Source organism: Halomonas sp. E14, from assembly GCF_052568415.1.
Genome location: NZ_CP199423.1, coordinates 1,754,963 through 1,779,681, shown reverse-complemented (window position 1 = coordinate 1,779,681; position 24,719 = coordinate 1,754,963). Strand labels below are relative to the sequence as shown.

The window sequence follows — 24,719 nt, the reverse complement described above, 5'->3', positions numbered from 1 at the left end:
GGTTACACTTATTACTACTGAAGTATAACGCCAACTTAAGTAGAATCGCGCGCCGTGCTCCCGGCACATTTCCCCTATGCGACCCTGGAGAACTCATGGAAACGCAACGCGACACACCGGAACGGACACCCGGTCCTTCGCGAGCCGCCCAGATCGGGCTGTGGCTTGGTCCACTCTGGGTGGTGATGACCCTTGTCCTGCCCGCACCCAGCGGCATGTCAGACCCCGCCTGGGCCTGTGTCGGCATGGCGCTGCTGATGGCCACCTGGTGGTCGACCGAAGCCATGCCCATTCCGGTCACCTCCCTGCTGCCGCTGGTGATGGTCCCTGCCTTGGGCATCGGCACCATGGATCAGGCCGCATCGAGCTATGCCAACCCGATCATCTACCTGTTCCTCGGCGGGTTCCTGCTCGGTATCGCCATGCAGTACTGGAACCTGCATAAACGCATCGCACTGCATGTGCTCCGCGTGGTGGGCCACCAGCCCCGCCGGCAGATCGCCGGCTTCATGATCGCCACCGGCTTTCTCAGCATGTGGGTGTCCAACACCGCCACGGCCATCATGATGTTGCCCATCGGCATGTCCGTGATCAACCTGCTCGGCGACAGCGACCCAAGCGAGCTGAAGCGCTATGCCACCGCCCTGCTGCTGGCTATTGCCTACTCGGCGAGCATCGGCGGCGTGGCAACGCTGATCGGCACGCCGCCCAATGCCCTGCTGGCAGGCTACCTGGCCGAAGAGCGCGGCATCGATATCGGCTTTGCCCAATGGATGCTGATCGGCCTGCCCATCAGCACCGTCATGATGGTGGGCGCCTGGTGGTGGCTGACACGCCGCGGCTTCAATGTGCAAAGCGGCGGTGAGAGCGGCGGGGGCAACCTGGTGCGGGATGAACTGACCAAGCTTGGCAAGATGAGCTCCCCGGAGCTGCGGGTGGGGGTGATCTTCCTCGCAGCGGCCATCGCCTGGGTGATACGCCCCCTGCTCAATGACCTGGGGTTAGGCTGGCTGTCTGACACAAGCATCGCCATTGCCGCCGGCATCGCCCTGTTTCTGGTGCCCAGCGGGCGCGGCCAGGGCGAGCGACTGATGGTATGGCAAGAAGCCCAGAAGCTTCCGTGGGGAATCCTGCTGCTGTTTGGCGGCGGCCTGGCCCTGGCTGGCTCGATCAGTCGCTCCGGCCTGGCCGAATGGATCGCCGAGCAGCTTGGTGTGTTTGGCGTATTCCCACTGTTGGCCATGGTCGCCATCGTGGTGCTGGTGATCATCTTCCTTACCGAGATCACCTCCAATACCGCCACGGCAGCAGCCTTCCTTCCGCTGCTGGGAGCACTGGCCATGTCGCAGGGCGTGTCGCCGCTGCTGATCACGGTGCCTGCCGCCATCGCCGCCAGCTGCGCCTTCATGATGCCGGTCGCCACCCCGCCCAACGCCATCGTCTTCGGCACCGGGCACATGACGATCCAAGCCATGATGCGCGCAGGCTTCGCCCTTAACCTGATCAGCACGGCCGTCGTTACCGTGATGGCCTACTACCTGATCCTTCTGCTCTGGTAGCACGCCTTCGGGCACCTGGCGAAGGCCAGGTGCCCGGGGTGCGCACACCTACCCAGCAAGACGACTAACCTCGCAAGACGATCTTCCGGCCTAAACGACCTACCTGCTAAACGACCCATCTGGCTAAACGACCCACAGCGCAGCGTAGTGATCGAGCAGCAGCACGCCAAAGACACCCAAGATATAGCGGATCGAAAACCAGAAGGCCGCCAACGGCGCCTGGGGATCGACGCCACGCCATACTTTCCAGTTCCAGTACATGAAGCGGGCGTTGAGCGCCAGGACCCCCAGCAGGTAGACCGCCCCGCTCATGCCAATGACGAAGGGCATCAGGGTGATGGCTACGGTAAGCCAGCCATACAGCCAAATCTGCAGGCGGGTGAAGGCTTCCCCATGCGTTACGGGCAGCATCGGCACACCGGCACGGGCATATTCATCGCGCTTATGAATGGCCAGCGCCCAGAAGTGCGGCGGCGTCCAAGCAAAGACGATCAACAGCAGTAGCAGCGGCTCTGGGCCCAGATGGCCTGTGACGGCAGTCCAACCAAGCAGCGGCGGTGCCGCCCCAGCCACTCCGCCTATCACGATGTTCTGCGGCGTGGCCCGCTTGAGAAAGGCGGTGTAGATCAGCGCATAGCCGATCAGCGAGCCCAGGGTTAGCCAGGCCGTGAGCAGGTTGACCTGCCACATCAGCAGCGCAATACCCAGCACCGACAGCAGCGTGGCCCAGCCAAGTGCCAGCGCGGTGGGCATGCGCTGCGTGGCCAGCGGGCGCTGCGAGGTTCGCAGCATCAGCGCATCGAGGCGTCGGTCGACCACGTGATTGAACGCCGCCGCACCCCCGGCTGCCATGCCGATGCCCGCCAGGCCGAACACCACCGTTGCCGGGTCGGGCAGTGCGGGGGTCGCCAGCGCCATGCCCACCAGGGCACAGGCCAGCATCACAACCACCACACGAGGCTTGCATAGCGTCAGCAGATCCTGCCAGGTCCAGTCGCCGGCCTGACGGTCCCATAGTGCCAGCACGCTGCGCTTTCCCTGCGCGCGCTTCAAGACCGCATTAGACATGTGCCCACTCCTTGTCACATCGTTTGGAACCAATTGCCTGAGGCAGCGTTTCGCGCCAGTGCCAAACGGCCAGGGCCAACAGCAGCACCAGCGCTACTGCACCGGCGGTATGCAGCAGGGCCAGCCATAGCGGCAGCCACAGCAGCACGTTGGCGATGCCCAGGCCGAGCTGGATACCGTAAGCGATAACCAGCCCGCCTAACCAGGGCCGCATGTGCGCCTCCTGCCAATACCGCATCGCCAACATAACCAATGCAAGGCCCAGCAGCAGCGCCCCGATCCGATGCCCTTGGTGAATAGCGGTCCGTGCATCAGCGTGCAGCTGCCCGTGCAGGTAGTTGGGTCCTACCGTCTGGGTCAGGTGGAAGCCTTCGCTCCAGTCCATCTCCGGCCACCACTGGCCGTTACAGGTAGGGAAGCCCTGACAGGCGATACCGGCATAGTTGCTCGACACCCAGCCGCCCAGCGCCACCTGCAGCAGCAGCATGCCGATGGCGAGCCCCCATAGCGGGGACAGGCGTCGACGCCCCCGAATGGACTTCGCCGCCCCGGTCGAAAACCGCCGCAGCGCCAGGTGCAGCCAAAGAAACAGCAGCAGCACGGATAGGCCGCCGAGGAGGTGGAGCGTCACGACCTGAGGCCACAGCTTGAGGGTCACCGTGAAGGCACCGAAGGCACCCTGCAGCAGAATCACGCCCAGCAGCGCCAGGCTCAGCCGCCACGGATAGCCGGCCTGGCGCCTCAGCGGCATGCCCAAGAGCAGCAGCGCAATCACCAGCAGCCCAAGCGCCGACGCCACATAACGATGAATCATTTCGACCCACGCCTTGAAGCTTTCCAGCGGGGCATCCGGCGAGTGAGCCAGGGCGCGCTCGGCATCGGGAACCACCAATCTGCCGTAACAGCCCGGCCAGTCCGGGCAACCAAGGCCGGCGTCCACCAGGCGCGTCCACACGCCGACCAGTATCACCAGCGTGGTGAAGACCACGCCTGCCAGGCTCAGCATCAGCAGCAATCGCACCCTTGGCTCATGCTCAGTCGCATTCATTGGTAGGGATCCTTCCTTTGTCACCGGGACTTGCACCTCCATCATGGATGTACCGTGCGTGAGTTGCGAACGCACGCTTTCAGCGCTGGCTGATCTCACGCAGAGGCGTGATACGCGTATCCGGATTCCTGCGTAGCAAATGGTTGATGTCGTCCAGCACCGCTCGCGGCTCCACCTCCGCGCCATAGGTCAGTACCGCACGGCCTTGAGGGTCCAGCACCCAGATCTGGCCCGGCGCGTGCCAGGCAGGCAGCGACCTCCACTGGGCTACCGCTTCACCCGGCAATGCCGCCGCATCGCCACCGATGCGCAGCCGGCTTAGCCTCGGCGCCTCGCGCCCCAGCGCGCGATGCAGGCGCCACCACCGGTCGGCCATGGCACCACACTCCTGGCTGCAATCGAACGCCAGGATCCAGTCGCCCTCCTCGATCCGAACCGGCGTGCCGGCCAAGGGCCAGTGTTCCAGCTGCGGCGCATCCGGGCCCAGCTCGCCATGGGCGGTACGTTGTTCGGGAATGCCGATGCGCCACTGCACCATGACCCAGGCGCTGATCATGGGCAGGGCAAAAATGGCAAGCAAGGCCAGCAGCTTCAATCGCTGGTGGCGCATGGGTGTCGTGGCGTGCATGGCCCCTCCTCGTCATTACAAAACGGAATGCTCGACATCGGCTCGCAGCCGTCTACCACCAAGCAGCATGACCACAAGGGCGGCCAGCGCCAGCCCCCACCACTGGACCGCATAGCCCAAATGGCGGCTAGGCGGAACCACGCTGGGCTCCCACCAGCTCTCGAGAAAACCCGGCCCCACCTCGAGATGAAGCCAGCCCGAATGGGCAAATTCGAGCTCCGGCCAAGCCTCGAGTTCGATGCGCTGCAACCGCCTCCCCTCCTGGTTGGGACCGAAGAGCGGTGCCAGGCTGCCTGCCCTCTGCCAGCGGCCGTAGAGCGTCACCACGCCCTCCGGGGTGTCGACCCGCGGCATGGCACGGCTCGGCCCGGTTGCCAAGAAGCCACGCTGCACCAGCCAGACGCGCCCATCCTCTGTGCGCAGCGGGGTCAAGGCCGCCACGCCCAAGCGGCCATCATGGGTGCGGTTATCGAGAAAGAGGGTGTGCTCGGGAAGATACTCTCCTCGCAGCGTCAGGCGCGCACCTTCGGGAGGGAACTCGGCAGGCGCTTCCAGCGTGGGCGCCTCGTCCAGCTGCGTGAGGTAGTCACGCTTGTCGTCGGCACGCTCCCACTGCCATAGTCCAAGAGCCAGGCCCAAGGCGACGAGCAGCAGCCAAAACAGATACCAGAGGCCCAGGCGCCAGCTCGGCAAGCGTGTCGCCGGTGGCGTGTGCCCTACCCCCTGCCCCTTGATGGAGTGACGCATGCTGTTGAAGATCCTGATTGCGACCGTGTTCGTGGCCATGCTGGTCAGCCTGGCTGCCGGTGCTGGTTTCCTTCTGCGTGACGATCCTCAGTCACGCCGCCTGCTGGTATCGCTCAAGATCCGCGTGGCACTCGCTGCCTTGCTGCTTGCGCTACTTTTCTTCGGTTTTGTTTCCGGGCAACTGGGGCCCACCTGAGGCCCCAGCGCAGCTTCGCCGCTTCAGCCTAGAAGACATAGACGAACAGGAACAGGCCGACCCATACCACATCGACGAAATGCCAATACCAGCAGGACGCCTCGAAGCCGAAGTGCTCCTGCGGCGTGAAATGGTGGCGCATCACCCTGACCAGCATCACGATCAGGATCAGCGTGCCAACGATGACATGCACCCCGTGGAAGCCGGTGAGAATAAAAAACGTAGCGCCGTAGATACCCGCCTGCAAGGTGATGCCGTAGTGTGCGTACGCCTCGTAGTATTCAACCCCTTGGATCACGATAAAGCAGAGCCCCAGCAGCACTGTGCCTGCCAACCAGTTGCGGCAAACCCGGCGATGCCCCTCCTTCAGCGCTTCATGGGCCACCGTCAGGGTGATGCTGGAAGACACCAGGATCAGGGTATTGACCAGCGGCAAGTGCCAGGGGCTGAAGACCTGAGCTGGCCCGGCAATGGAAGCATCGGGCGGGCTGAGCAGCGGCCAGTGAGCGATAAATTCTGGCCACAGCAACGCCGTGGCACCCTTGGTGCCTTCTCCGGCCAGCCAGGGAACGGCGAAGGTTCGTACATAGAACAGCGCCCCGAAGAAGGCGGCGAAGAACATCACCTCGGAAAAGATGAACCAGCCCATGCCCCAGCGGAAGGAGCGGTCCATCTGGGCATCGTAAAGCCCCTCGCGCGACTCGTTAACCACATCGCGAAACCACAGCGCCATGACGGTGATGACCCCCGCCAGGCCCAGCATCATGACAGGAGTGCCTCGATCATGGACCAGCACCATACCGGTGCCGATCATCATTACCCCCAGGGCCAGCGAGCCCAGCACCGGCCATTTGCTCGTTGCAGGAACATAATAGCTGCCACCACTCATGCCTCACCTCCTTCATCGCGCTTGGCACCGGCCTGCAGCGGCGCCTTCGCGCCCTCGATGGGATACAGGGTGTAGACCAGCGTCACGGTATTGACCTCGGGCGGGAGGTCGCGAGCCAGCTGGAACACCAGCGGCAGTTCAAGGCGCTCACCCGCTTCCAGGCGCTGCTCTTCGAAACAGAAGCAGGACGACTTGCGCACGTGGCGGGTGGCGGTAGAGGGCGATACGCTGGGTACTGCACGCCCCCAGCTCTCACCATTGCTCTGGTTGCTGAAGGTAAACGCGACCTCGGAGGTCTGCCCTGGATGCAATCTCACCTGGCGCGTTTCCACCTCGAGCCGCCAGGGCAAGCCGGAGCCGTTGCGCGTGATGAACTGCACGGTGACCAGGCGCGATTCGTCTACCTCCTGGTGCAGCAGCGCCTGGGCCCGCGTGTCTACCTTGCCGTTGATGCCGGTCACCCGACAGAACACATCGTAGAGCGGCACCAAGGCAAACGCGAAGGCAAACATGCCCACCAAGGCGGCCACACTGCGCCACACCGTACGGCGCACTCCCTGCTGCTGCTCTGCTGTCTCGTTGTCACGCATCACCTTCCTCCTTCCTTCAGGCCGGCACTGTACGCTTCAGCTCAATGCGCCGGGCGCTGAAAGTTCGGTGGGGTCTCGAAGGTATGCAGCGGCGCCGGGCTCGGCACGCTCCACTCAAGGTCATCGGCGAACTCCCCCCAGGCCTGGGCCGGCGCCTTCTGCCCCCCCCGAACACACAGGATGATCACCGCAACGAAGAGCAGTTGGGAAAAGCCGAACATGAAGGCGCCAAGGGAGGAGACCAGGTTGAAGTCAGCGAACTGCAGCGCGTAGTCGGGAATACGCCGTGGCATGCCAGCCAGCCCCGCGAAGTGCATGGGGAAGAAGGTTAGATTGACCCCGATCACCGACAGCCAAAAATGCCATTGGGCCAGGCGGACGTTAGGATAGTGACCGGTCCATTTAGGCAGCCAGTAATAGACCCCGGCCATGATGGAGAAGATGGCTCCAGGCACTAGCACATAGTGGAAGTGCGCCACCACGAAATAGGTATCGTGATACTGAAAATCGGCCGGGGCGATGGCCAGCATCAGCCCCGAAAAGCCGCCAATGGTGAACAGCACAACGAAGGCCAGGGCAAACAGCATGGGCGGTTCGAAGCTGATCGATCCGCGAAACAGCGTGGTGACCCAGTTGAACACCTTCACCCCGGTAGGCACCGCGATCAGCATGGTGGCGTACATGAAGAACAGCTGCCCGGCCAGCGGCATGCCGACCACGAACATATGGTGCCCCCAGACCAGGAACGACAGCACCGCAATGGCTGCCGTGGCATAGACCATGGAGGCATAACCGAACAGGCGCTTGCGGGCGAAAGCCGGAATGATCGCCGACACGATCCCGAAGGCCGGCAGGATCATGATATAGACCTCGGGGTGGCCGAAGAACCAGAACAGATGCTGGAACAGCACCGGGTCCCCGCCGCCTGCGGCATTGAAGAAGCTGGTACCGAAATTGATGTCCATCAGCATCATGGTGATCACGCCGGCCAGCACCGGCATCACCGCGATCAGCAGGAAGGAGGTGATCAGCCAGGTCCACACGAACAGCGGCATGTCCATCATGCGCATGCCGGGAGCACGCATGTTGAGGATGGTGGCGATGATATTGATGGCACCCAGGATCGAACTGATCCCGGCAAGGTGCAGCGCAAGAATGAAGAAGGTAGTGGAAGGCGGTGCATAGGTGGTGGAAAGTGGCGCGTAGAACGTCCAGCCGAAGTTGGGCCCACCGCCCGGCATGAACAGCGTGGAAAGAAGCAATCCGAAGGCGATGGGTAGTAGCCAGAAGCTGAAGTTATTGAGCCGCGGCAAGGCCATGTCAGGCGCCCCGATCTGCAGCGGAATCATCCAATTCGCCAGCCCCGTGAACGCCGGCATAACCGCGGCGAAGACCATGATCAGGCCATGCATGGTGGTCATCTGATTGAAGAATTCCGGGTTGACGAACTGCAAGCCCGGCTGGAACAGCTCCAGACGCACCACCAGGGCAAAGATCCCACCGATGAAGAACATGACCAGCGAGAAAATTAGATAAAGAGTACCAATTTCCTTGTGGTTGGTGGTCAGCAGCCATCGCAGGATGCCTCGGGGCGGAGCCTCGTGGGCGTGTCCATGCCCGGCTTCCGCAGCGGTGCTGCTCTGCTCAAAGGTAGGTTGAGGAGGTACCTTGGGGGCCATCGGACTACTCCCTTTCATTATCTTGTTATGGCGCTGCTTGTCAGGGTGGCCACGACGCATGGCGCCGTGGCCTCTTTCAGCGTTGCAGGCGTTCGGCGATTTCAGCGGGCTGTACAGAATCCCCGGCATCGTTGCCCCAGGCATTCCGCGTATAGGTGATGACCGCCGCAAGCTCCACAGGGTTGAGCGTAGTGCGGAAGGAAGGCATCGCCGTACCCGAGACGCCGTTGATCACGACATCCTTGTGCCATTCGATGTCCGCGACCATACGCTCGTTGCCGGCCAGGGCAGGAAAGGCCGGCGGCGCCCCTTGGCCTTCGGGCTGGTGACAGGACGCGCAGATGCTGCCGTACACGGCTTCGCCCCGCTCCATCAGTTCGGCCAGCTCCCACTCGCGATCGACCCCCATGGCCTCCTGGGTCGCCATCTCCTTGCGCTCAGCCAGCCAGGCGTCGAACTCATCCTCCTCCACCGCGTGGACGACAACCGGCATAAAGCCGTGGTCCACGCCACACAGCTCGGCGCACTGACCGCGGTAGATTCCGGGTTCGTTGATCCTTACCCAGTTTTCGGTGATGAAGCCAGGCACGGTATCCTGCTTGACCGCCAGTGCCGGCACCCACCAGGCATGGATCACGTCATCGGAAGTGAAGAGAAAGCGGACCTTACGGTTGATCGGCAGGACGAGAGGCTCATCGACTTCCAGCAGATAGTGCTCGCTGCGGGCCTCGTCGCCACGGATCTGAGCGCGCGGTGTCGCCAGGTTGGAGTTGAAAGCAACATCCTCACCGAGATACTCATAGCGCCAGCGCCACTGCTGGCCGGTCACCATCACATCGAGCTCGGCATCGGAAGGGTCGTAAATCTTCTTCAGCGTTGCGGTGGCAGGTACTGCCATGCCAATCAGAATCAGTAGCGGAATGGCCGTCCAGAACACCTCGACGGTAGTGTTTTCGTGGAAATTGGCGGCTTTTGCCCCCTTGGAGTGGCGATAGCGGAACAGCGAATAGAACATGACCCCAAAGACGATCACGCCGATTACGACACAGATCCAGAATATGGCCATGTGAAGGTTGTAGATCTCTCTACTGAGGTCGGTAACCCCAACCGGCATGTTCCAGCCGCTAGCCAGAGCCACCTGGCCCGAGCCGACAAGGGCCAACACCCCTGCCAACCATGCGAGCAGAGTGCGCATCGACGCCTCCCCATCTTTTGTAGTTGTCGTCGTCAGCGGCATCCCGTCTGTCAGGGGCGGGATCCCGTATTCAGGAACATTAGCCGCTACTGCAGGAAGTATAGAAGCAGGTTCAGGAAATACACTGCCGAGCCACCCGCCTTTTGGCTAACGCGCCCGTCAACGCAACACTGCTGCAAAATGCGCTATCCGGCCACCGTGATGGCCACCCAGGCAATCACGCCGACCAGCACCAACGCGAGCACGATACCCACCAGGATGAAGGCCAGCGGATTGCCTGTCTCGAAATCACTGCGTCGCTGCTCATCTCTCTGGACGCCGAGAAACGCTGCCAGCACCGACTTGATCACTCCCCACATTGTCCACCCCCTTAGCCTGTCCCACCCAGCATGGCACAGCCGCACCCAGCCAGCTCAACGGCGCTCCGAAAGGACCAGCCAATTTCATACTGCAGCGCAGCAGATACGCGCGAAGCCCCGCTCAGGCTGGGCTACACTGGAGTCAGGAGCTTTTTCATTGACCGCCCTCTAGAGGGCTCGGAGCTTAGCCATGGCTACCAACCATACAACGCCAACGGGCTTCAGTCAGGCCTTTGACGTTTCCAACCCCATGCTGGAATGGTGGGCGCAACAGTGGATACACAGCGCCACGCCCATGTCACGCCTGCAGCTGGCCTGGATTGAAAACCTGGCACAGCTAATGCAGCAGGAGGCAAAGTTTCTCTCTGCCCTCGCGGAATCCAGCCGTCAGCTCAGCCAGTGCTATGAAACCCACAAAGGGGATCCGAGCAAGCTGAACGCCTGTTATCAGGAGATTGCCAATGAGGTCGCCGACCAGCAGATGGAGCGACTCAAGCAGGTAGCCACCTTGACGCATGACATCCGCAAGCGAATCTGGGAAGAGCTGTAGCAGTGCCGACCCGCTTCCTATCAACATAAGCGCCAAATGCAGGCCCGCATCGCAAGCCTGTATTTGGCGACCTAGCACGGCGGCATACCGACCTTCTCCCCCGCTTCCCTTACTCATGTAGCTTGTAACTGCCCGCCACATGAGACGGGACGCAGCAGGGCACTTCATCGCAGCACTCGCAACCCCAACCGGCCCCAAGTTGTCAAGCAGTTGAAAGAAAAGCATAAAAGGGGCTTTTCATTTGCCGGCCAACACGCTAGTATACGCCTCGTTCGCGGGGCTCCAGGGGTTCACCTCCTAGCCACCGGAACATGCATCGCAGCGCAACAGCATGACAAGCCCCACCCTGTCATGATGCGATGCCAACAAAGTCGGAGCGTGGCGCAGCTTGGTAGCGCGCTGCAATGGGGTTGCAGAGGTCGCAGGTTCGAATCCTGTCGCTCCGACCATTAAACACAGTAAAAACCGCCGCTTACGGATCATGCCGAGCGGCGGTTTTTCGTTTTGGCTGGCTTACAGACGGTAAGGTTCCCTATGGGGTCCAGCGGCTCTCGTTTTGTTGTGCTATCAAGCGTCTTGCTGGCCTGAGCCAAAAATCAGGAGCACGGGATTTTGAGTGTGAGCCCAGGCCCGTTGTGCGAAGACTAATTATGCGCATAGGCAAGACAAGCAATCGGCAATGCTTCCAATTTGAGAGCAAACTGCTCACTCGATTGAAAAAATTTATATGAGCTACATACTGCTTAGAATTCCGTCTCCTGCCTTTAGGTGAGCATCATGTTGCACAGCGGTCCCGCATATGCCGCTCACTATCTAGATTTATCACGCTTGCCGCTTTGAATCGTGTGTTTCGTCCGCAGGGCTTGAAGGCAGGCCTGGTACCGCGACAGCGCGTGTTGCTGGAAAAGGTATTGGCTTAGTCTACGATGACATCCGAAAGCACGGGAAACGACCCCAGGCACCGGCAGGTCAGTCACCACCCATCAACCAGTCGAGGCCCCGATGAACAAGACTGAGGCAAGAGATAGGGATAACCTAGGAAAGGTGGCTTCAGTCTGCCTATCATTGGCTTGCCTAGCTCTGCCGCAGCTGACTGTTGCTATGGAGTGCGAGCTCGAACCCAGCCAGCAAGACATGCTCGACCGTGTAAATGAAGCCCGCAGCGAAGCTCGCCAGTGTGGTGAAGATACCCATGAGGCAGCGGCACCGCTCGCGTGGAGCTGCCAGTTGGCCGAAGCGGCTCTCGGCCATTCCCGGGAGATGGCCGAGGAGGAGTTTTTCGGCCACGCTGGCATGGACGAGCAGGGTGTGGCATCCCGCGTGAGCGATGCCGGGTATGAGTGGATGGCGGTGGGAGAGAACATTGCCGCCGGGCAGCGCGATGTGGATTCGGTTATGGAGGGCTGGCTGGATAGCTCCGGGCACTGCGCAAACATCATGAACCAAGACTTCACCGAGATGGGCTCGGCCGCTTACGAAGCACCCGAATCGCCTTACTCCCCTTTCTGGACACAGGTGTTCGCGCAGCCAAGGTAAGCGGCCTACCGATTAGCAAACCGCCAATCCTTGCCATTCATGCCGCGTTGGCCATTCGCTCAACCACCCCTGCAGCGCACTGGCGGGCATGGGCTTGGCAATACCATAGCCCTGCGCCAGGCGACACCCCAGGCTCAACAGCTCCGTGGCATGCTCCAGGCTTTCCACCCCTTCCGCGAGCAGGTCCCGATCGAATCGTTTGGCCATGAAGATGACGCTCTCGACAATGGCCCGGTCGCTGGTATCGCTGAGCATATCCCTGACAAAACTCTTGTCGACCTTGATCAGGTCAACCGGCAGCTGGCGAAGGTAGGTCAGCGAAGAGAAGCCCGTGCCGAAATCATCGATGGCCACTTGCACCCCCATGGCCTGGCACTGCGAAATCACCTCCAGCGCAGCCGCTATATCGTGCATGGCTGCCGTTTCCACCACCTCAAGCTTCAAGCGAGCTGGCAAAACCGCAGGCATGCTGGCCAGAAGGCCGGTAAGGTGCGAAATAAACTGCGGCGACAGCAGGTGCGAAGGGCTGATATTGACGCTCACCGGCAGCTGGCTCCCCTCGCCCTGCCACATCGCCAACTGCTTCATCACCGCCTGCAGTACCCACTCTCCCAAGGCCTGCTCCAGCCAGGTTCCTTCCAGGAGCGGCAGGAAGTCAGCCGGCGGCAGCAGGCCCTGCTCGGGATGCTGCCAGCGCACCAGGGCTTCGAAGCCCACCACCTCGGCGGTTTGCATATCCACCTGCGGCTGGTAGTGCAGGCAGAGTTCGTTGCGCGCGATGGCCTGCTCGAAACGCCGCCGCCTGGCCTGGCACTGCTGCATCTGCTGGTCAAGGCCGGGGTCGAAGCGATGGATGGCGTTGCGCCCTCCCTGCTTGGCCCGGTACATGGCCAGCTGCGCATGACGCAGAAGCCCTTCCGCTTCGACGTTGTCGGTAGGAAAGCTGGCGACGCCCAGGCTAGCCGTCACGGCGATTGAACGCTCGCCAATCACGAAAGGTTCGCGAATGACACGCAAAAGCTCTTCCAGCAGGGAGTCGTCGGCAATGTCGTGCAGCAGCAGCACGAACTCGTCCCCGCCCGTGCGCACGATGGTATCTTCTCGACCGAGATGGCGATTGATTCGCTGCGCCAGCGAAAGGATCAAACGGTCTGCCCGTGCCTGGCCGAGGCGCTCATTGACATTCTTGAAGTGGTCGATATCCAGCGTACAGACCGTCAGTGAACTCTTGCGCTGGGTGGCCAGCGTCAGCGCCTCTTCCAGCAGGCGAGTCAGCTGTACTCGCTGGGCCACGCCGGAATATTCGTCAATGAAGCGAGGTCGATTGAGTAAGTTGGCAATTATTGCTGCCTGGTGCTTGGCACTGCCCGTGCTATCTGAGCGAACCTCAACACGATTGCGGCCCTTGTGTTTGGCGTCGTAAAGGGCGGCATCGGCGCGGGCCAGCAGGTCGCGCGCACTGTCACCCTGGCGATAGGCGGTCAGGCCGATGCTGACCGTCACCTTGGGACCCGGCATGGTGGCCTGGGCAATATCGCAGCGCAGCCGCTCCGCCAGCTGACAGGCACCCTCCAACGGCGTTCCCGGCAGCAGAAGGGTGAACTCTTCTCCCCCCCAGCGAGCCAGAAGGTCGCTCTTACGCAGGCTCTGCTGCACCAGCAGGGTCAAGGCATGCAGAATGCTATCGCCAACATCGTGCCCGTAATTGTCATTGACCGCCTTGAAATGGTCGATATCAAGCAACAGCAGGGCAAAATCACCTCCCTCTTCGTTGGCGCTGCGTACCGCCGTGATCAGCGCCCGATCAAAGGCACGCCGATTGGCAGCCCCGGTCAAATGATCGCGCGTCGCCTCGTGCGCCAGGGTCTGCTCAACGCTCTTGCGCTCGGCGATGTCATGGAAGACAGATACATAATGGCGCACTGCCCCGTCATCACCCCGTACCGCAGTAATCGACTGCCATACCGGGTAGATGTTGCCTTTCTTGTTGCGGTTCCAGATCTCGCCCTGCCAGTGCCCTTGCGCTTCCAGCGACTGCCAAAGCTTGTCGTAGAACGCCTTGTCATGCTGGCCCGACTTGAACATGCGCGGCGTCTGGCCCATCACCTCTTCCGCTCGATATCCGGTGATCAGCGTAAAGGCACGATTGACCTGCTCGATACGCATCTGGGCGTCCGTGATCAGCGTCGCCTGCCCCGTCTCAAAGGCCGTGGCCATCAGGCGAAGCTGATCTTCCTGCCGCTTGCGCTCGGTGATGTCCTGCTTGACGGTGACAAAGCTGGTGATCTTTCCCTGCGCGTCCAAAATGGGGGTGATCAATTCGTACTCCCAGTACTCTTCACCATTCTTGCGGCGGTTAAGCAGCTCGCCGCGCCACGCCTGGCCGGCACGCAAGGATAGCCACATCGACTGGTAAGTTTGTTCGGGTGTCTTGCCGGACTTGATGAGTGCCGAGGTGCGGCCCAGCAGCTCCTCGCGGGAATACCCCGTCACCTCGACAAAGCGCTGGTTCACGTACAACAAGCGACCACTGGGGTCAGTGATACCCGTGGCGAGTGGACTCTGCTCAACCGCCGTATAGAAATGCTTGAGCTCTTGGCTCAGGATCTTGACGGGACGCTCTGTGGCGATGGCCTGCCAAAGCGGCGACAACTCGCCCTCATCCACCCGTTCTTTGTTTGTCATGCCGTAAGTCCTTCTGGCAGCGTGCGCATTGGCTGCGCTGCCCACGCCACATTTCTACAAAAGCTGTACAGATTGCTTGAAGGTGAGAAGCGTAACGCAATGCAAGCCAACAAGCCACCAAACCCATCGCCAGGTGACTTGATCTTTATCAACCTTCCAATAGGGTACCGGCACTGCCGATGGGCAGCCATCCGTCAACCCGCATCTGAAGCCCAGCAGCCGCAATGTGCAAGCTTACAGTATACAACTCAGCCGCACGAAGGAGAAAAAGGGTAATGGCAAGGAGAAATCAGCGCAGGAGGACGAAATGACAAGCACTTCGACAAAATCTGAACACGTGTGGAGGTCGGAAGCAACGGCAGGTAAGGTGAAGGGCGGGGTCAGAGCTAGTCAATACAGCAGCACAGAAACCGAAAGGTAACGGGACCCTCCGTGGTCCTTGGGCCTAGCGTCAGCAAATGTAGTTTGCCAGCGCGTCGATTGCGGCCTGCTGGGCAAGTGCCTGGGAGATCCAGTGGCTCAGCACTTCACAGCCCATTTCAAGGTCTTGCGTAGTAAGCATGGCGTTTCTCCTGTTTGTCATACGAGATTCATCATGCCGCAAAGAATTTTACATTTCATCACTTCCACTCACGCTTCGAGTAGTTTGCCTGAGCTAGCGCAAATTCCTGACGAAAAAAGTCAGGAACTCACCAACGGCGGGGCTCCTGGGGTGAGAAATGCCACCATCCCTGGTTCCACGCGTTTTTTTGCCACCACAAAGTGCGCAGGGAACGGGAAGCGAGCGATGCTCAACCCCATTGGTGGACAACGGCACTGAAGGTTGTCCGGATTTCGACCATTCAGGTTGTCCGGTTTTTATCAGGGCTCTTTCATCGGAACAGAATCAGGGGCGTGTGAGGTCTCGTCCTCCTTCGCCGTCAGTGTAGGCACCCATCCGGCTCGACGTTTGTTCTTCAGTCGGTAGCTCTCGCCTTTGATGTGCCACCTGGTCGAGTGATGCAGCAGCCGGTCCAGAGTCGTCGTGGCGATGACCTGATCAAAGAACCATCCGCTCAAGGTTGGAGCCACGGGAATCTCGGTACAGTTCACTCCTTGGATTCCTAGAAACTTCTTCCATACAGTGCCGGGGCCTTCGACAATCTAGATGGTGCATAGTCCTAGCAGACGATGTGCAACGGTAGACCTTTGACGAGTCTGTCTACCAGTACATGCATCACGCTGCGACCCTATTGAATGGTTTGAACTACGACTACCTCCTCTAGTCCATGGCCACCACCAGACGGAATCCAGCTTCTATAACAAAAGGTTACATAAAATGAGACACAGTAACCCCTGGCTGCAAGTGTTTGTCGCTTTCTGGATTCAAGCTATAGGCATCGGTTCTCTGCTCTATGCCTATGGGGTCGTGACTCTCCCGCTGGCCGAAGCCTTCCAGCCCAGCCGCACCCTGCTGATGCTGGGCGTTGCCGTCATGACGCTGTCGGCCGGCTTGCTGTCGCCCTGGCTTGGACGCACCATGGACCGCGGCTCTCTCAAGTGGCTGATGGCCACGGGGGTCATTGCCATCGCCCTCGGGTATACGCTGCTCTCCTTCAGCGGTGCCATGTGGCAGGTGCCTCTCATCTATGCCCTGCTGATGTCCATCGGCTATGCCATCCTGGGACCGCTGGCAGCCTCAACCCTTCTATCACGCTGGTTTTCCAGTCGTCGCGGCTTGGCGCTGGGCATCGCTGGCGCCGGCACCTCCTTCGGCGGTTTCTGCTTTCCGCCGCTGATTCAGTGGCTCATCGAGCTCCACGAGTGGCGACTGGCCCTTCGGCTACTGGCTAGCGTCGTGCTCATAAGCGGTCTGCCGGTCGTGCTGCTGCTAACACGGGACCGTCCCGAGACGCCTCCTGCGCCAATTGAATCAACCAGCAAAGCGAAGGCTACACGGCGCTACGACTCTTACGGGGCCGTGCTGGGCGATCGCAATTTCTGGATGATCGCCCTGTGCGTCGGCATCCTCTTCGCGGTGTTCACGGCAACGGTAAGCAACCTCGCCGCCTTCGCTACCGACCAGGGCGCCAGCGCCAGCCAGGCCGCCCAGTTGATGTCACTGGTGGCCATCATGGCGATTCCGGGCACGCTGCTCTTCGGTGCCCTGGCCGATCGCCTGGACCTGCGGGTCGCGCTGGGGCTGCTGATGGGGCTGGTGGTGCTGGGTATGCTCAGCTTCCTGGGTCACCCCAGCCCCAGAATGCTGCAGATCGGCAGCATCATGGTGGGCATCGGTGGCGGCGGCATGATCCCCGTATGGGGCGCCCTGCTGGCGCACACCTTCGGGCTGCTCGATTATGGGCGCGTCATGGGCATGATGAATCCGCTGCTGATGCTGTTTAGCCTGGTCTCTCCGGTGCTGGCAGGCCTGCTGAGAGACTTGACCGGTAGCTATCACATCGCCTTCCTGACCTTCGCCGTTCCTCTCGCGGCCGCCATCCTGCTACTCCCCTGGATCCGTTTCCAGCGTCCCAGCTATACGCCAGCCCCCGCTGCCCCATAATAGCTGCCCCAGGTGATCCGCAGCGCCGTGCCGTCACGGCGTGCGCTGCGATCAGAACAGTCAGCGCAGTCATGACAAGGCCCGCCATAGGCGGGCCTTGTCATGGTAGTGACTATCCCTGGCTCACTCGATCTCGAACAGGCCCGCCGCCCCCATGCCCCCCCCAATGCACATGGAGACCACGGCGAAGCGCTCACCGCGCCGCCGCGCCTCGAGCAGGGCATGGCCTACCATGCGGGCCCCGGTCATACCGAAGGGGTGGCCGATGGCGATGGCGCCGCCGTTGACATTGAGCCGTTCGTCGGGGATGCCCAGCCGATCGCGACAGTAGACCACCTGGCTGGCGAAGGCCTCGTTGATCTCCCACAGGCCGATATCGCCCACCGTCAGGCCGAAGCGCTCGAGCAGTGTGGGGATGGCCTGCACCGGCCCGATGCCCATCTCCTCGGGAGCGCAGCCGGTGACTACCGAGCCGCGGTAGGTACCCAGGGGCGACAGGCCTCGACGCCCGGCCTCGGCGCGACTCATCAGCAGCGAGGCCGAGGCGCCATCGGAGAGCTGGGAGGCGTTGCCGGCGGTCACGCAGCCGCCCTGCTCGACCCAGCTCCCCCCCTTCCAGACAGGCTCCAGGGCGGCCAGGCTCTCGGCGGTGGTGTCGGGCCGGTTGCAGTCATCGCGATCGGCGGTCACACGCCGGTGGCCCGCCGGCTGGCGATCCTTGTCGAAGAGCAGCTGATCGGCCTCGAGGGGAACGATCTCCGCATCGAAGCGCCCCTCGCGCTGGGCCGCGGCGGTACGCTGCTGGCTCAGCAGCGCATAGGCATCCTGGGCCTCCCGAGAGACCCCATAGCGGCTGGCGACCAGCTCAGCGGTCTCGATCATCGGGATATAGGCCGCCGGCACCACCGCCTTGACCGCCTCGGACTGGGCGCGATAGCTATTCTTGTGCTTGGTCTGGGTCAGCGAGATCGATTCCACGCCACCGGCCACCGCCACCGAGAGCTCGCCGGCCATGATGCTCTTGGCAACCGTGGCGATGCTCATCAGCCCCGAGGCGCACATACGGTCCAGGGCCATGCCCGGAACGCTCGCCGGCAGGCCGGCGGTATAGGCGCAAAGGCGCCCGATATTGTAGGCCTGGGTGCCCTGCTGAACGGCGGCGCCCATGACCACGTCCTGGACGGCCTCAGGCTCGACGCCGGCGCGCTGAAGCACAGCGCGCACCACATGGCCGCCGAGCACCGGGGCTTCGGTGTCGTTGAAGGCGCCGCGAAACGCCTTGGTCAGCGGCGTGCGGGCGGTGGAAACGATAACGGCATCCTGGGGGTTCATGACGGCTCCTCGGGGGTCGGGTTGGTAAAGGTGTAGCGGCTGATGGTGTCCACCACGCAGCCGGGGCGGTCGCTGTCCTCGATCTCGATAGTGATGCGCACCGTGGACTGCATGGCCTCGCCCTTGGGCTCCACGCGCAGGATCTCGCCGCGCCCGCGGATGCGGGCACCGACCGGCACCGGCGCCGGGAAGCGCACCCGATCGCAGCCCACGTTGACGCCCATGGCCAAGTTGTCGACGGTAATCAGCTGAGGCAGGAAGCAGTTGGCCAGGGAGAGGGTCAGGTAGCCGTGGGCGATGCAGCGCCCGAAGGGGCCCTCGGCGGCTCGCTCCGGGTCCACGTGAATCCACTGGTGATCGTCGGTGGCATCGGCGAAGCGGTCGATGCGCACCTGGTCGATGGTCATCCAGTCGGTGACGCCAAGCTCGAGGCCCTCGGCGGCCAGCAGCGCCTCGGGGGTCGTGAAGGTCATGCTCATGGGGCCTCCTCAGGCGCGCTGGGAACTCACCGACACCACCTCACCAGCCATGTAGGAGGCGTAATCGCTAGCCAGGAAGATCATCACGTTAGCCACCTCCCACACCTCGGCGGCACGCCCGAAGGCCTCGCGCGACGCAAGCGACTCCAGCAGGTCGGGGCTGGCGCTCTTCTTGAGGTGCTCGTGCAGGGCGATAGAAGGCGAGACGGCGTTGATGCGCACCCCGTGCTCGGCCGCCTCAAGGGCACTGCAGCGGGTCAGGGCCATGACCCCAGCCTTGGCGGCAGCATAGTGGGCCTGCTCCTTCTGGGCCCGCCAGCCAAGCACCGAGGCGTTATTGACGATCACCCCGCGCCCGCGGGCCTGCATGGTGGGCAGCATCGCCCGGATCATGCGGAAGGTGCCGGTGAGGGTCACGTCGAGCACCGACTGCCACTCCTCGTCGCTCATCTCCACCAAGCGGCGCTGGCCACCGAGCCCGGCGTTATTGATCAGCACGTCGACGCCCTCCAGGCTCTCCTCGGCCGCGGCCACCAGGGCCTGCACCTCGGCCTCCACGGTGACGTTGCAGAGCTGGCCGTAGACACGCTCGAGGCCGGTCTCGGCCTTGAGGCGCTCCACGGCCTCCTCGAGGCGACGGGGATGGATATCGGAGATCATCAGCGCGCGACACCCCTCCTCGATGCAGCGGCGCGCGGCGGCAAAGCCGATGCCGGCGCCGGCGGCGGCGGTGATGAGCACGGACTTCCCGGACAACAGCTGATGGCCGGGCACATAGGCGGGTACTTGAGTCACGTTGGCTACCTCGGTCGGATTCACCTCTCCTCTTATAGGGGCCGGCCCGGGAGGCGGCATCGTCAAAATGGACGTCTCGCCCCAAGCGCAAGGCCCCCGCCGGTGACACCGAACGGGGGCCTGCGAGTGATGCAACGGACGTCGGTCAGGCGTTGGTGACCAGATCCGGCCAGCGCTGGCGCCATGGAGCGGCCTCTTCCAGCCGTGCGGCCAGGCCGATCAGCCGCGATTCCTCGGCATAGCGACCGACGAACTGGGCACCGATCGGCTGACCGTTCTCGCGCCAGTAGAGCGGCACCGACATGGCAGGATGACCGCTCATGTTGAAGATCGAGGTGAACGGCGAGGCCTGCATCGCCGCGGCGACATAGTCGTCGTACGGCTGGTCCAGGGAGAGCGCCCCGAGGGGCGGCGCCGGCGCGGCGGTCACCGGCGACAGCAGCAGGTCATACTCTGCCAGGAGCAGATCCACCTGCCGACCGGCCTCGTCAAAGGCGGCTCGTGCCTCGAAGACCTGAGCGGCGCTGAAGTCAGCGGCGTGCTGCAGGGTACGCCAGTTGATCGGCTCGAACTCCGCCTCCCGGGCCTGGCGCCCCAGCGCCCTTTCGCGCTGCCGCACGCTGTAGAGCAGGCCGGTCCCGGTGGCCACTCCCATGCCAGCGAAGATTCGCTCGACGGGCAGTTCAAGCGTCGCCGCCTCCACCCGATGCCCCAGCGCTTCGCACAGCTCGGCCGCGCGGCGGGCCGCGGCCAGACAGTCCGGGTGCACCGGCTGGCCGAAGGGGTTCTGCTCCAGAAGGGCGATGCGCAACCTGCGCGGTTCGCGCTCCAGTCCTGCCAGCGGATCGTCCGTGGGTGGCACGCTGCGGCTGCCCGGCTCGGGGCCCTGGGTCAGCGCCAGCAGCCAGGCGCTGTCGCGCACGGTGCGGCTGATGACGTGGTGCGCCGCCAGCCCCATCCACCCTTCCAGGTGCTCGGGCCCCATGGGCACCCGGCCGCGGCTGGGCTTGAGCCCGAACAGGCCACAGGCGGAGGCGGGAATACGAATCGAGCCGCCGCCATCGCTGGCGTGGGCCACCGGCAGGATACCCGCCGCCACCGCCGCCGAGGCGCCCCCCGAGGAGCCGCCGCTGCTCAGCGACAGGTTCCAGGGGTTTCGCGTATCGCCATAGAGGCGCGACTCGGTGGTAGCGGTCTGGCCGAACTCCGGCGTCGTCGTCTTGGCGAAGATATTGAGCCCGGCGGCGCGATAGCGCGCCACCAAGGTGGAGTCCTGCTTGGCGGGGTCGGCATCTCGGAAGAAGGCGCAGCCGTGGGTGGTCCGAGTTCCCTCGAGCGCAACGCCGAGATCCTTGAGGGCAAAGGGCACGCCCGCCAGCGGGGCCTGGTCGGCCAGATGCTCCCGCTCACGCTGCCCGAGCGCCGACAGTCGCCGCGCCTCCTCCTGGGCCATCTCGTGATGCGTCAAGGCAAAGGCGTTGATGGCCTGGCGTGCCTCGGCACGGGCCAGCGATGCCTCCAGCGCCTCGCTCGCGGTAATATCGCCCACGCGAATGCGCCGGGCGATCTCCAGCGCATCCCACTGCTCATATTCGGGCAGCGGCAGGCGCGAGCTGGCGCCAGCTGCGCTCGCCAGACTCACCCCGCCGCCCAGGGCCAGCAGCCCCAGCCCGGCGCCGGCCTTGAGCAGGTCACGCCGCCGCGGGTCGAAGCGGCTTCCGGTCTCGTCGCTCATCTCAGCTTCCCCATACCTTCTGGGCCGGCTCGGCGCGGTTCATCAGGCGGTGGATCGTCTCCCCCGCTTCCTCGGGCGTCAGCCGCCGGCCCTGGTCCTCCTCGGGGCCGGTACGCCAGCCATCGCACACCGACAGCCGCCCGCCCTGGCTCTCGAAGACCTGGCCGGTCACCCCCTCGGAGGCGCTGCTGCCCAGCCACACCACCAGGGGGGCGACGTTGTCCGGGGCCCAGGCGTCGAAGCCTCCGTCCTCGGGGGCCTTGACCACCTCGGGCATGGCGCTCTCGGTCATGGCGGTACGGGCCGCCGGGGCCAGAGCGTTGGCGGTCACCCCGTAGCGCGCCAGCTCGGCGGCCTGGACCAGCGTCAGCGCCGCCACGCCCCCCTTGGCCGCCGAGTAGTTGGCCTGGCCGATGGAGCCCTGAAGGCCGGCGCCGGAGCTGGTATTGATGATGCGCGCTTCGACCTTCCGCCCGGCCTTGGCCTGCTCCCGCCAGCGCCGCGCCAGCACGTTGGCCAGGCAGAAGTGGCCCTTGAGGTGCACCTGCACCACCAGGTCCCAGTCGGCCTCGTCGAGGCCCACGAACATCTTGTCGCGCAGCACCCCGGCATTGTTGACCAGCACCTGGACGTCGCCGAAGGCCTCCACCGCGGCGGCGACGATGCGTTCGGCCCCGGCGAGGCTGGTGATGTCGTCGATAACAGCGATCGCCTCGCCGCCCTGCTCGCGGATCTCGGCGGCCACCGCCTCAGCCGCCTCCCGCTGGATGTCGTTGACGCAGACCCGGGCGCCCTCGGCGGCGAACGCCAGGGCATAGGCCCGCCCCAATCCGCCGCCGGCACCGGTGATGATGACGCTACGCTGATCGCAGATTCCCATGCTCTCTCCTCAGAGTCGTTCGATGATGGTCACGTTGGCCTGACCGCCGCCCTCACACATGGTCTGCAGGCCGAAGCGGCCGCCGCTGCGCTCGAGTTCGTGAAGCAGGCTGGTCATCAGCCGCGCGCCGGTGGCCCCGAGGGGGTGGCCAAGGGCGATGGCACCGCCGTTGACGTTGGTGCGCTCGGGGTCGTAGCCGGTCTCGGCCAGCCAGGCCATGACCACCGAGGCGAAGGCCTCGTTGATCTCCACCCGGTCGATCTCGGCCAGGGAGAGCCCGCTCTTCTTCAGTGCCGCCTGGGTGGCGGGAATTGGCGCACGCAGGTGCCAGATAGGATCATCGCCCAGCACGCTCAGGTGGTGGATGCGCGCCCGGGGCGTCAGGCCATAGCGTTTCAGGGCCCGCTCGGAGACCACCAGTAGCGCCGCTGCCGCATCGGCGGTCTGGCTGGAGACCGCCGCGGTGATCGACGGGTAGGTCGGATCCACCGGCTCCAGCTCGGCCATCTTCTCAAGGGTGGTATCGCGGGGCGTCTCGTCGTGCTCGACGCCGGCGACGGGGACGATCTCGGCCTTGAAAAGCCCCGCCTCCCTGGCCGCCAGAGCGCGGCGATGGCTCTCCAGGGCGAAGGCCTCCATCTGGGTCCGGGAGAAGCCCCAGTGGTCGGCAATACGCTGGGCGGCATAGAACTGGTTGACCGGGGCATCGCCGAAGCGTGCCCGCCAGCCGCGGCTGCCCGAGAAAGGGTCCGGAAAGCCCAGCGGCTGGCCAGCCAGCATGGCCGACGAGATGGGGATCTGCGTCATGGTCTGCACGCCTCCCACCGCCACCACATCCTGGGTGCCGCTCATCACCGCCTGGGCGGCGAAGTGCAGCGCCTGCTGGGAAGAGCCGCACTGCCGATCCACGGTGGTGCCCGGCACATTTAGCGGCAGCCCGGCCGCCAGCCAGCTGGTACGGGCGATATCCCCCGCCTGGGAGCCGATGGTGTCCACGCAGCCGAAGATGACGTCGTCATACTCGGCGGCGGGTACGCCGTTACGGGCCACCAGCGCCTCCAGCGCCGCCGCGCCCAGGTCGATGGCGTGCACCTCGGCGAGCCCTCCCTTGCGTCGTCCGGTGGGCGTGCGCAGGGCATCTACGATGTAAGCCTCGCTCATGGGGCCTCCCTGAAGGTGTGGCCGGGGCCCAGCGCAGCGCCCTCGGCAAGAATGGCGTCGGCGATGCGCGCCTTATGGAAGCCGCGGTCGCCCCAGGCGGCATCCAACGCCCAGGCACGCTTCATGAACATCTGCAGGTCGACTTCCCAGGTGTAGCCCATGGCGCCATGCACCTGAATGCCGTTGCGGGCCGCCAGCCAGGCCGCCTCGCCGCAGGCCAGCTTGGCCTGGGAAACGTGCAGCGAGGCATCGGGGTCCCGGGTTTCCAGGGAGTGAGCGGCGCGGTAGAGCAGCGGCTTGGCGAACTCGATCTTGCCGGCCACGTCAGCCAGCTGATGCTTGACCGCCTGGAAAGCACCCAGCGGCTTGCCGAACTGGCGGCGCTGGGCCACATAGTCCACCGAGAGGTCGAGCATTCGCTGGGCCAACCCCAGCAGCTGACCCGCCACCGACTGCGCGCCACGATTCACGGTCTGAGCCCACAGCGCCTGGCCTGCCTCGCGGGACACCACCCGGGTCGCCGAGGTCGGTTCCCACATGACCCGCATCAGCCGCCGCGAGGCATCGATGCTGGGGTTGGCCTCCACGTCCACCAGGGCACGAGGCACCAGGTGAAGCTCATCCTCGTGGGCCATCAGCAGCAGGTCGGCCAGGTGCGCATCGGCCACCAACGGGTTGACCGGGTCACCGATGGCGATACGCAGACCGCCCTCGGCGATGCCTTCGAGCCAACCCTGGCGGTCACGTACCTCCTCGGGCAGCGCGCAGAGCAGACCGCAGGCGACGTAGGCGGTATCCGCCAGGGAGTCCGGAATACCGTAGTAGCCCAACTCCTGGGTCATCAGCGACCAGGCAACATCGCCCATGCCCATGCCGCCCGCCGACTCGGGGACGGAGAGCGCCGTGAGTCCCTGCTCGGCCATCTTACCGCGCAGGTCAGGTGAGCGGCCGGCATCGGTCTCCCAGATCTCGCGGAGCACCTCGGGGGCCGCCTCCACCATGAGGAAGCGGCTGATCGCTTCACGAAAGGCCAGCTGGTCGTCGGTAAAGGTAAAATCCATGG

The 24,719-nt window shown here is 63.6% G+C and carries 22 protein-coding genes, 1 tRNA gene and 1 pseudogene; 6 read left to right on the top strand and 18 right to left on the bottom strand.

Going from position 1 to position 24,719, the window contains the following annotated elements; genetic code table 11:
- The first annotated feature begins 95 nt into the window (after nt 1-95).
- On the top strand, nt 96-1,559 hold the full coding sequence (locus tag ACT7B3_RS08230) for an SLC13 family permease (RefSeq protein WP_444677767.1): 1,464 nt from the start codon (nt 96-98) through the stop codon (nt 1,557-1,559).
- Nucleotides 1,560-1,682: 123 nt separating this feature from the next.
- On the opposite strand, the gene cyoE is transcribed toward ACT7B3_RS08230, so the two are convergent.
- The 4 genes from cyoE to ACT7B3_RS08210 all read right to left on the bottom strand — a co-directional run bounded on the left by cyoE (nt 1,683) and on the right by ACT7B3_RS08210 (nt 5,050).
- Nucleotides 1,683-2,627, bottom strand: a complete 945-nt coding sequence (gene cyoE / locus ACT7B3_RS08225) for a heme o synthase (RefSeq protein WP_445157574.1) — start codon at nt 2,625-2,627, stop codon at nt 1,683-1,685.
- Entirely contained in the window at nt 2,620-3,675 is a 1,056-nt protein-coding gene (locus tag ACT7B3_RS08220; RefSeq protein ID WP_444677768.1) for a COX15/CtaA family protein, read from the bottom strand. The genes cyoE and ACT7B3_RS08220 overlap by 8 nt, the downstream gene beginning before the upstream one ends.
- Before the next feature lie 79 nt (nt 3,676-3,754).
- On the bottom strand, nt 3,755-4,303 hold the full coding sequence (locus tag ACT7B3_RS08215) for a hypothetical protein (protein WP_445157573.1): 549 nt from the start codon (nt 4,301-4,303) through the stop codon (nt 3,755-3,757).
- 15 nt (nt 4,304-4,318) lie between these two features.
- On the bottom strand, nt 4,319-5,050 hold the full coding sequence (locus ACT7B3_RS08210) for an SURF1 family protein (protein ID WP_445157572.1): 732 nt from the start codon (nt 5,048-5,050) through the stop codon (nt 4,319-4,321).
- Here ACT7B3_RS08210 and ACT7B3_RS08205 point away from each other — a divergent pair.
- Nucleotides 5,049-5,246 (top strand): DUF2909 family protein, encoded by a 198-nt coding sequence (locus ACT7B3_RS08205; RefSeq protein WP_444677772.1) that lies wholly within the window; start codon nt 5,049-5,051, stop codon nt 5,244-5,246. The genes ACT7B3_RS08210 and ACT7B3_RS08205 overlap by 2 nt on opposite strands.
- 28 nt (nt 5,247-5,274) lie before the next feature.
- Here the strand turns inward: ACT7B3_RS08205 and ACT7B3_RS08200 are convergent, their stop codons facing one another.
- The 5 genes from ACT7B3_RS08200 to ACT7B3_RS08180 all read right to left on the bottom strand — a co-directional run bounded on the left by ACT7B3_RS08200 (nt 5,275) and on the right by ACT7B3_RS08180 (nt 9,958).
- The gene (locus ACT7B3_RS08200; protein WP_444677773.1) at nt 5,275-6,135 is read right to left on the bottom strand and encodes a cytochrome c oxidase subunit 3; all 861 of its coding nucleotides are present in this window, start codon (nt 6,133-6,135) and stop codon (nt 5,275-5,277) included.
- Entirely contained in the window at nt 6,132-6,725 is a 594-nt protein-coding gene (locus ACT7B3_RS08195) for a cytochrome c oxidase assembly protein (RefSeq protein ID WP_444677774.1), read from the bottom strand. The genes ACT7B3_RS08200 and ACT7B3_RS08195 overlap by 4 nt, the downstream gene beginning before the upstream one ends.
- 41 nt (nt 6,726-6,766) lie before the next feature.
- Entirely contained in the window at nt 6,767-8,404 is a 1,638-nt protein-coding gene (gene ctaD, locus ACT7B3_RS08190) for a cytochrome c oxidase subunit I (protein WP_445157571.1), read from the bottom strand.
- Nucleotides 8,405-8,480: 76 nt separating this feature from the next.
- Nucleotides 8,481-9,599 (bottom strand): cytochrome c oxidase subunit II, encoded by a 1,119-nt coding sequence (gene coxB, locus ACT7B3_RS08185; protein ID WP_445158857.1) that lies wholly within the window; start codon nt 9,597-9,599, stop codon nt 8,481-8,483.
- Nucleotides 9,600-9,784: 185 nt separating this feature from the next.
- On the bottom strand, nt 9,785-9,958 hold the full coding sequence (locus ACT7B3_RS08180) for a DUF2970 domain-containing protein (RefSeq protein WP_444677775.1): 174 nt from the start codon (nt 9,956-9,958) through the stop codon (nt 9,785-9,787).
- Between the two features lie 190 nt (nt 9,959-10,148).
- On the opposite strand from ACT7B3_RS08180, the gene ACT7B3_RS08175 reads away from it, so the two are divergent.
- The 3 genes from ACT7B3_RS08175 (at nt 10,149) to ACT7B3_RS08165 (ending at nt 12,044) form a co-directional block, all read left to right on the top strand.
- Nucleotides 10,149-10,508 (top strand): hypothetical protein, encoded by a 360-nt coding sequence (locus ACT7B3_RS08175; protein ID WP_445157570.1) that lies wholly within the window; start codon nt 10,149-10,151, stop codon nt 10,506-10,508.
- Nucleotides 10,509-10,880: 372 nt separating this feature from the next.
- Nucleotides 10,881-10,957, top strand: a tRNA-Pro gene (locus tag ACT7B3_RS08170).
- Between the two features lie 553 nt (nt 10,958-11,510).
- A complete protein-coding gene (locus tag ACT7B3_RS08165; RefSeq protein ID WP_445157569.1) occupies nt 11,511-12,044 on the top strand; it encodes a CAP domain-containing protein in 534 nt (177 codons plus the stop codon).
- Nucleotides 12,045-12,056: 12 nt separating this feature from the next.
- Here ACT7B3_RS08165 and ACT7B3_RS08160 read toward each other — a convergent pair whose 3' ends face one another.
- Together ACT7B3_RS08160 and ACT7B3_RS08155 are read right to left on the bottom strand one after the other, a co-directional pair.
- A complete protein-coding gene (locus ACT7B3_RS08160; RefSeq protein ID WP_445157568.1) occupies nt 12,057-14,774 on the bottom strand; it encodes a sensor domain-containing protein in 2,718 nt (905 codons plus the stop codon).
- A gap of 891 nt (nt 14,775-15,665) precedes the next feature.
- Nucleotides 15,666-15,776 (bottom strand): annotated as a pseudogene (locus ACT7B3_RS08155) (ATP-binding protein); the annotation flags it as partial.
- A 271-nt stretch (nt 15,777-16,047) separates the two neighbouring features.
- Here ACT7B3_RS08155 and ACT7B3_RS08150 point away from each other — a divergent pair.
- Nucleotides 16,048-17,274 (top strand): MFS transporter, encoded by a 1,227-nt coding sequence (locus tag ACT7B3_RS08150; RefSeq protein WP_445157567.1) that lies wholly within the window; start codon nt 16,048-16,050, stop codon nt 17,272-17,274.
- 123 nt (nt 17,275-17,397) lie between these two features.
- On the opposite strand, the gene ACT7B3_RS08145 is transcribed toward ACT7B3_RS08150, so the two are convergent.
- The 7 genes from ACT7B3_RS08145 to ACT7B3_RS08115 form a co-directional block, all read right to left on the bottom strand.
- Nucleotides 17,398-18,606, bottom strand: coding sequence for a thiolase family protein (locus tag ACT7B3_RS08145; RefSeq protein WP_445157566.1), 1,209 nt, complete (start codon nt 18,604-18,606; stop codon nt 17,398-17,400).
- Entirely contained in the window at nt 18,603-19,085 is a 483-nt protein-coding gene (locus ACT7B3_RS08140; protein WP_445157565.1) for a MaoC family dehydratase, read from the bottom strand. Before ACT7B3_RS08140 ends, ACT7B3_RS08145 begins: the two co-directional genes overlap by 4 nt.
- 9 nt (nt 19,086-19,094) lie before the next feature.
- Nucleotides 19,095-19,880, bottom strand: coding sequence for an SDR family oxidoreductase (locus ACT7B3_RS08135; protein ID WP_445157564.1), 786 nt, complete (start codon nt 19,878-19,880; stop codon nt 19,095-19,097).
- Between the two features lie 145 nt (nt 19,881-20,025).
- Nucleotides 20,026-21,615, bottom strand: a complete 1,590-nt coding sequence (locus tag ACT7B3_RS08130; RefSeq protein ID WP_445157563.1) for an amidase — start codon at nt 21,613-21,615, stop codon at nt 20,026-20,028.
- A gap of 1 nt (nt 21,616) precedes the next feature.
- The gene (locus ACT7B3_RS08125; protein WP_445157562.1) at nt 21,617-22,495 is read right to left on the bottom strand and encodes an SDR family oxidoreductase; all 879 of its coding nucleotides are present in this window, start codon (nt 22,493-22,495) and stop codon (nt 21,617-21,619) included.
- A gap of 9 nt (nt 22,496-22,504) precedes the next feature.
- Nucleotides 22,505-23,656 (bottom strand): acetyl-CoA C-acetyltransferase, encoded by a 1,152-nt coding sequence (locus ACT7B3_RS08120; protein WP_445157561.1) that lies wholly within the window; start codon nt 23,654-23,656, stop codon nt 22,505-22,507.
- Entirely contained in the window at nt 23,653-24,717 is a 1,065-nt protein-coding gene (locus tag ACT7B3_RS08115; RefSeq protein WP_445157560.1) for an acyl-CoA dehydrogenase family protein, read from the bottom strand. Before ACT7B3_RS08115 ends, ACT7B3_RS08120 begins: the two co-directional genes overlap by 4 nt.
- Nucleotides 24,718-24,719 lie beyond the last annotated feature (2 nt).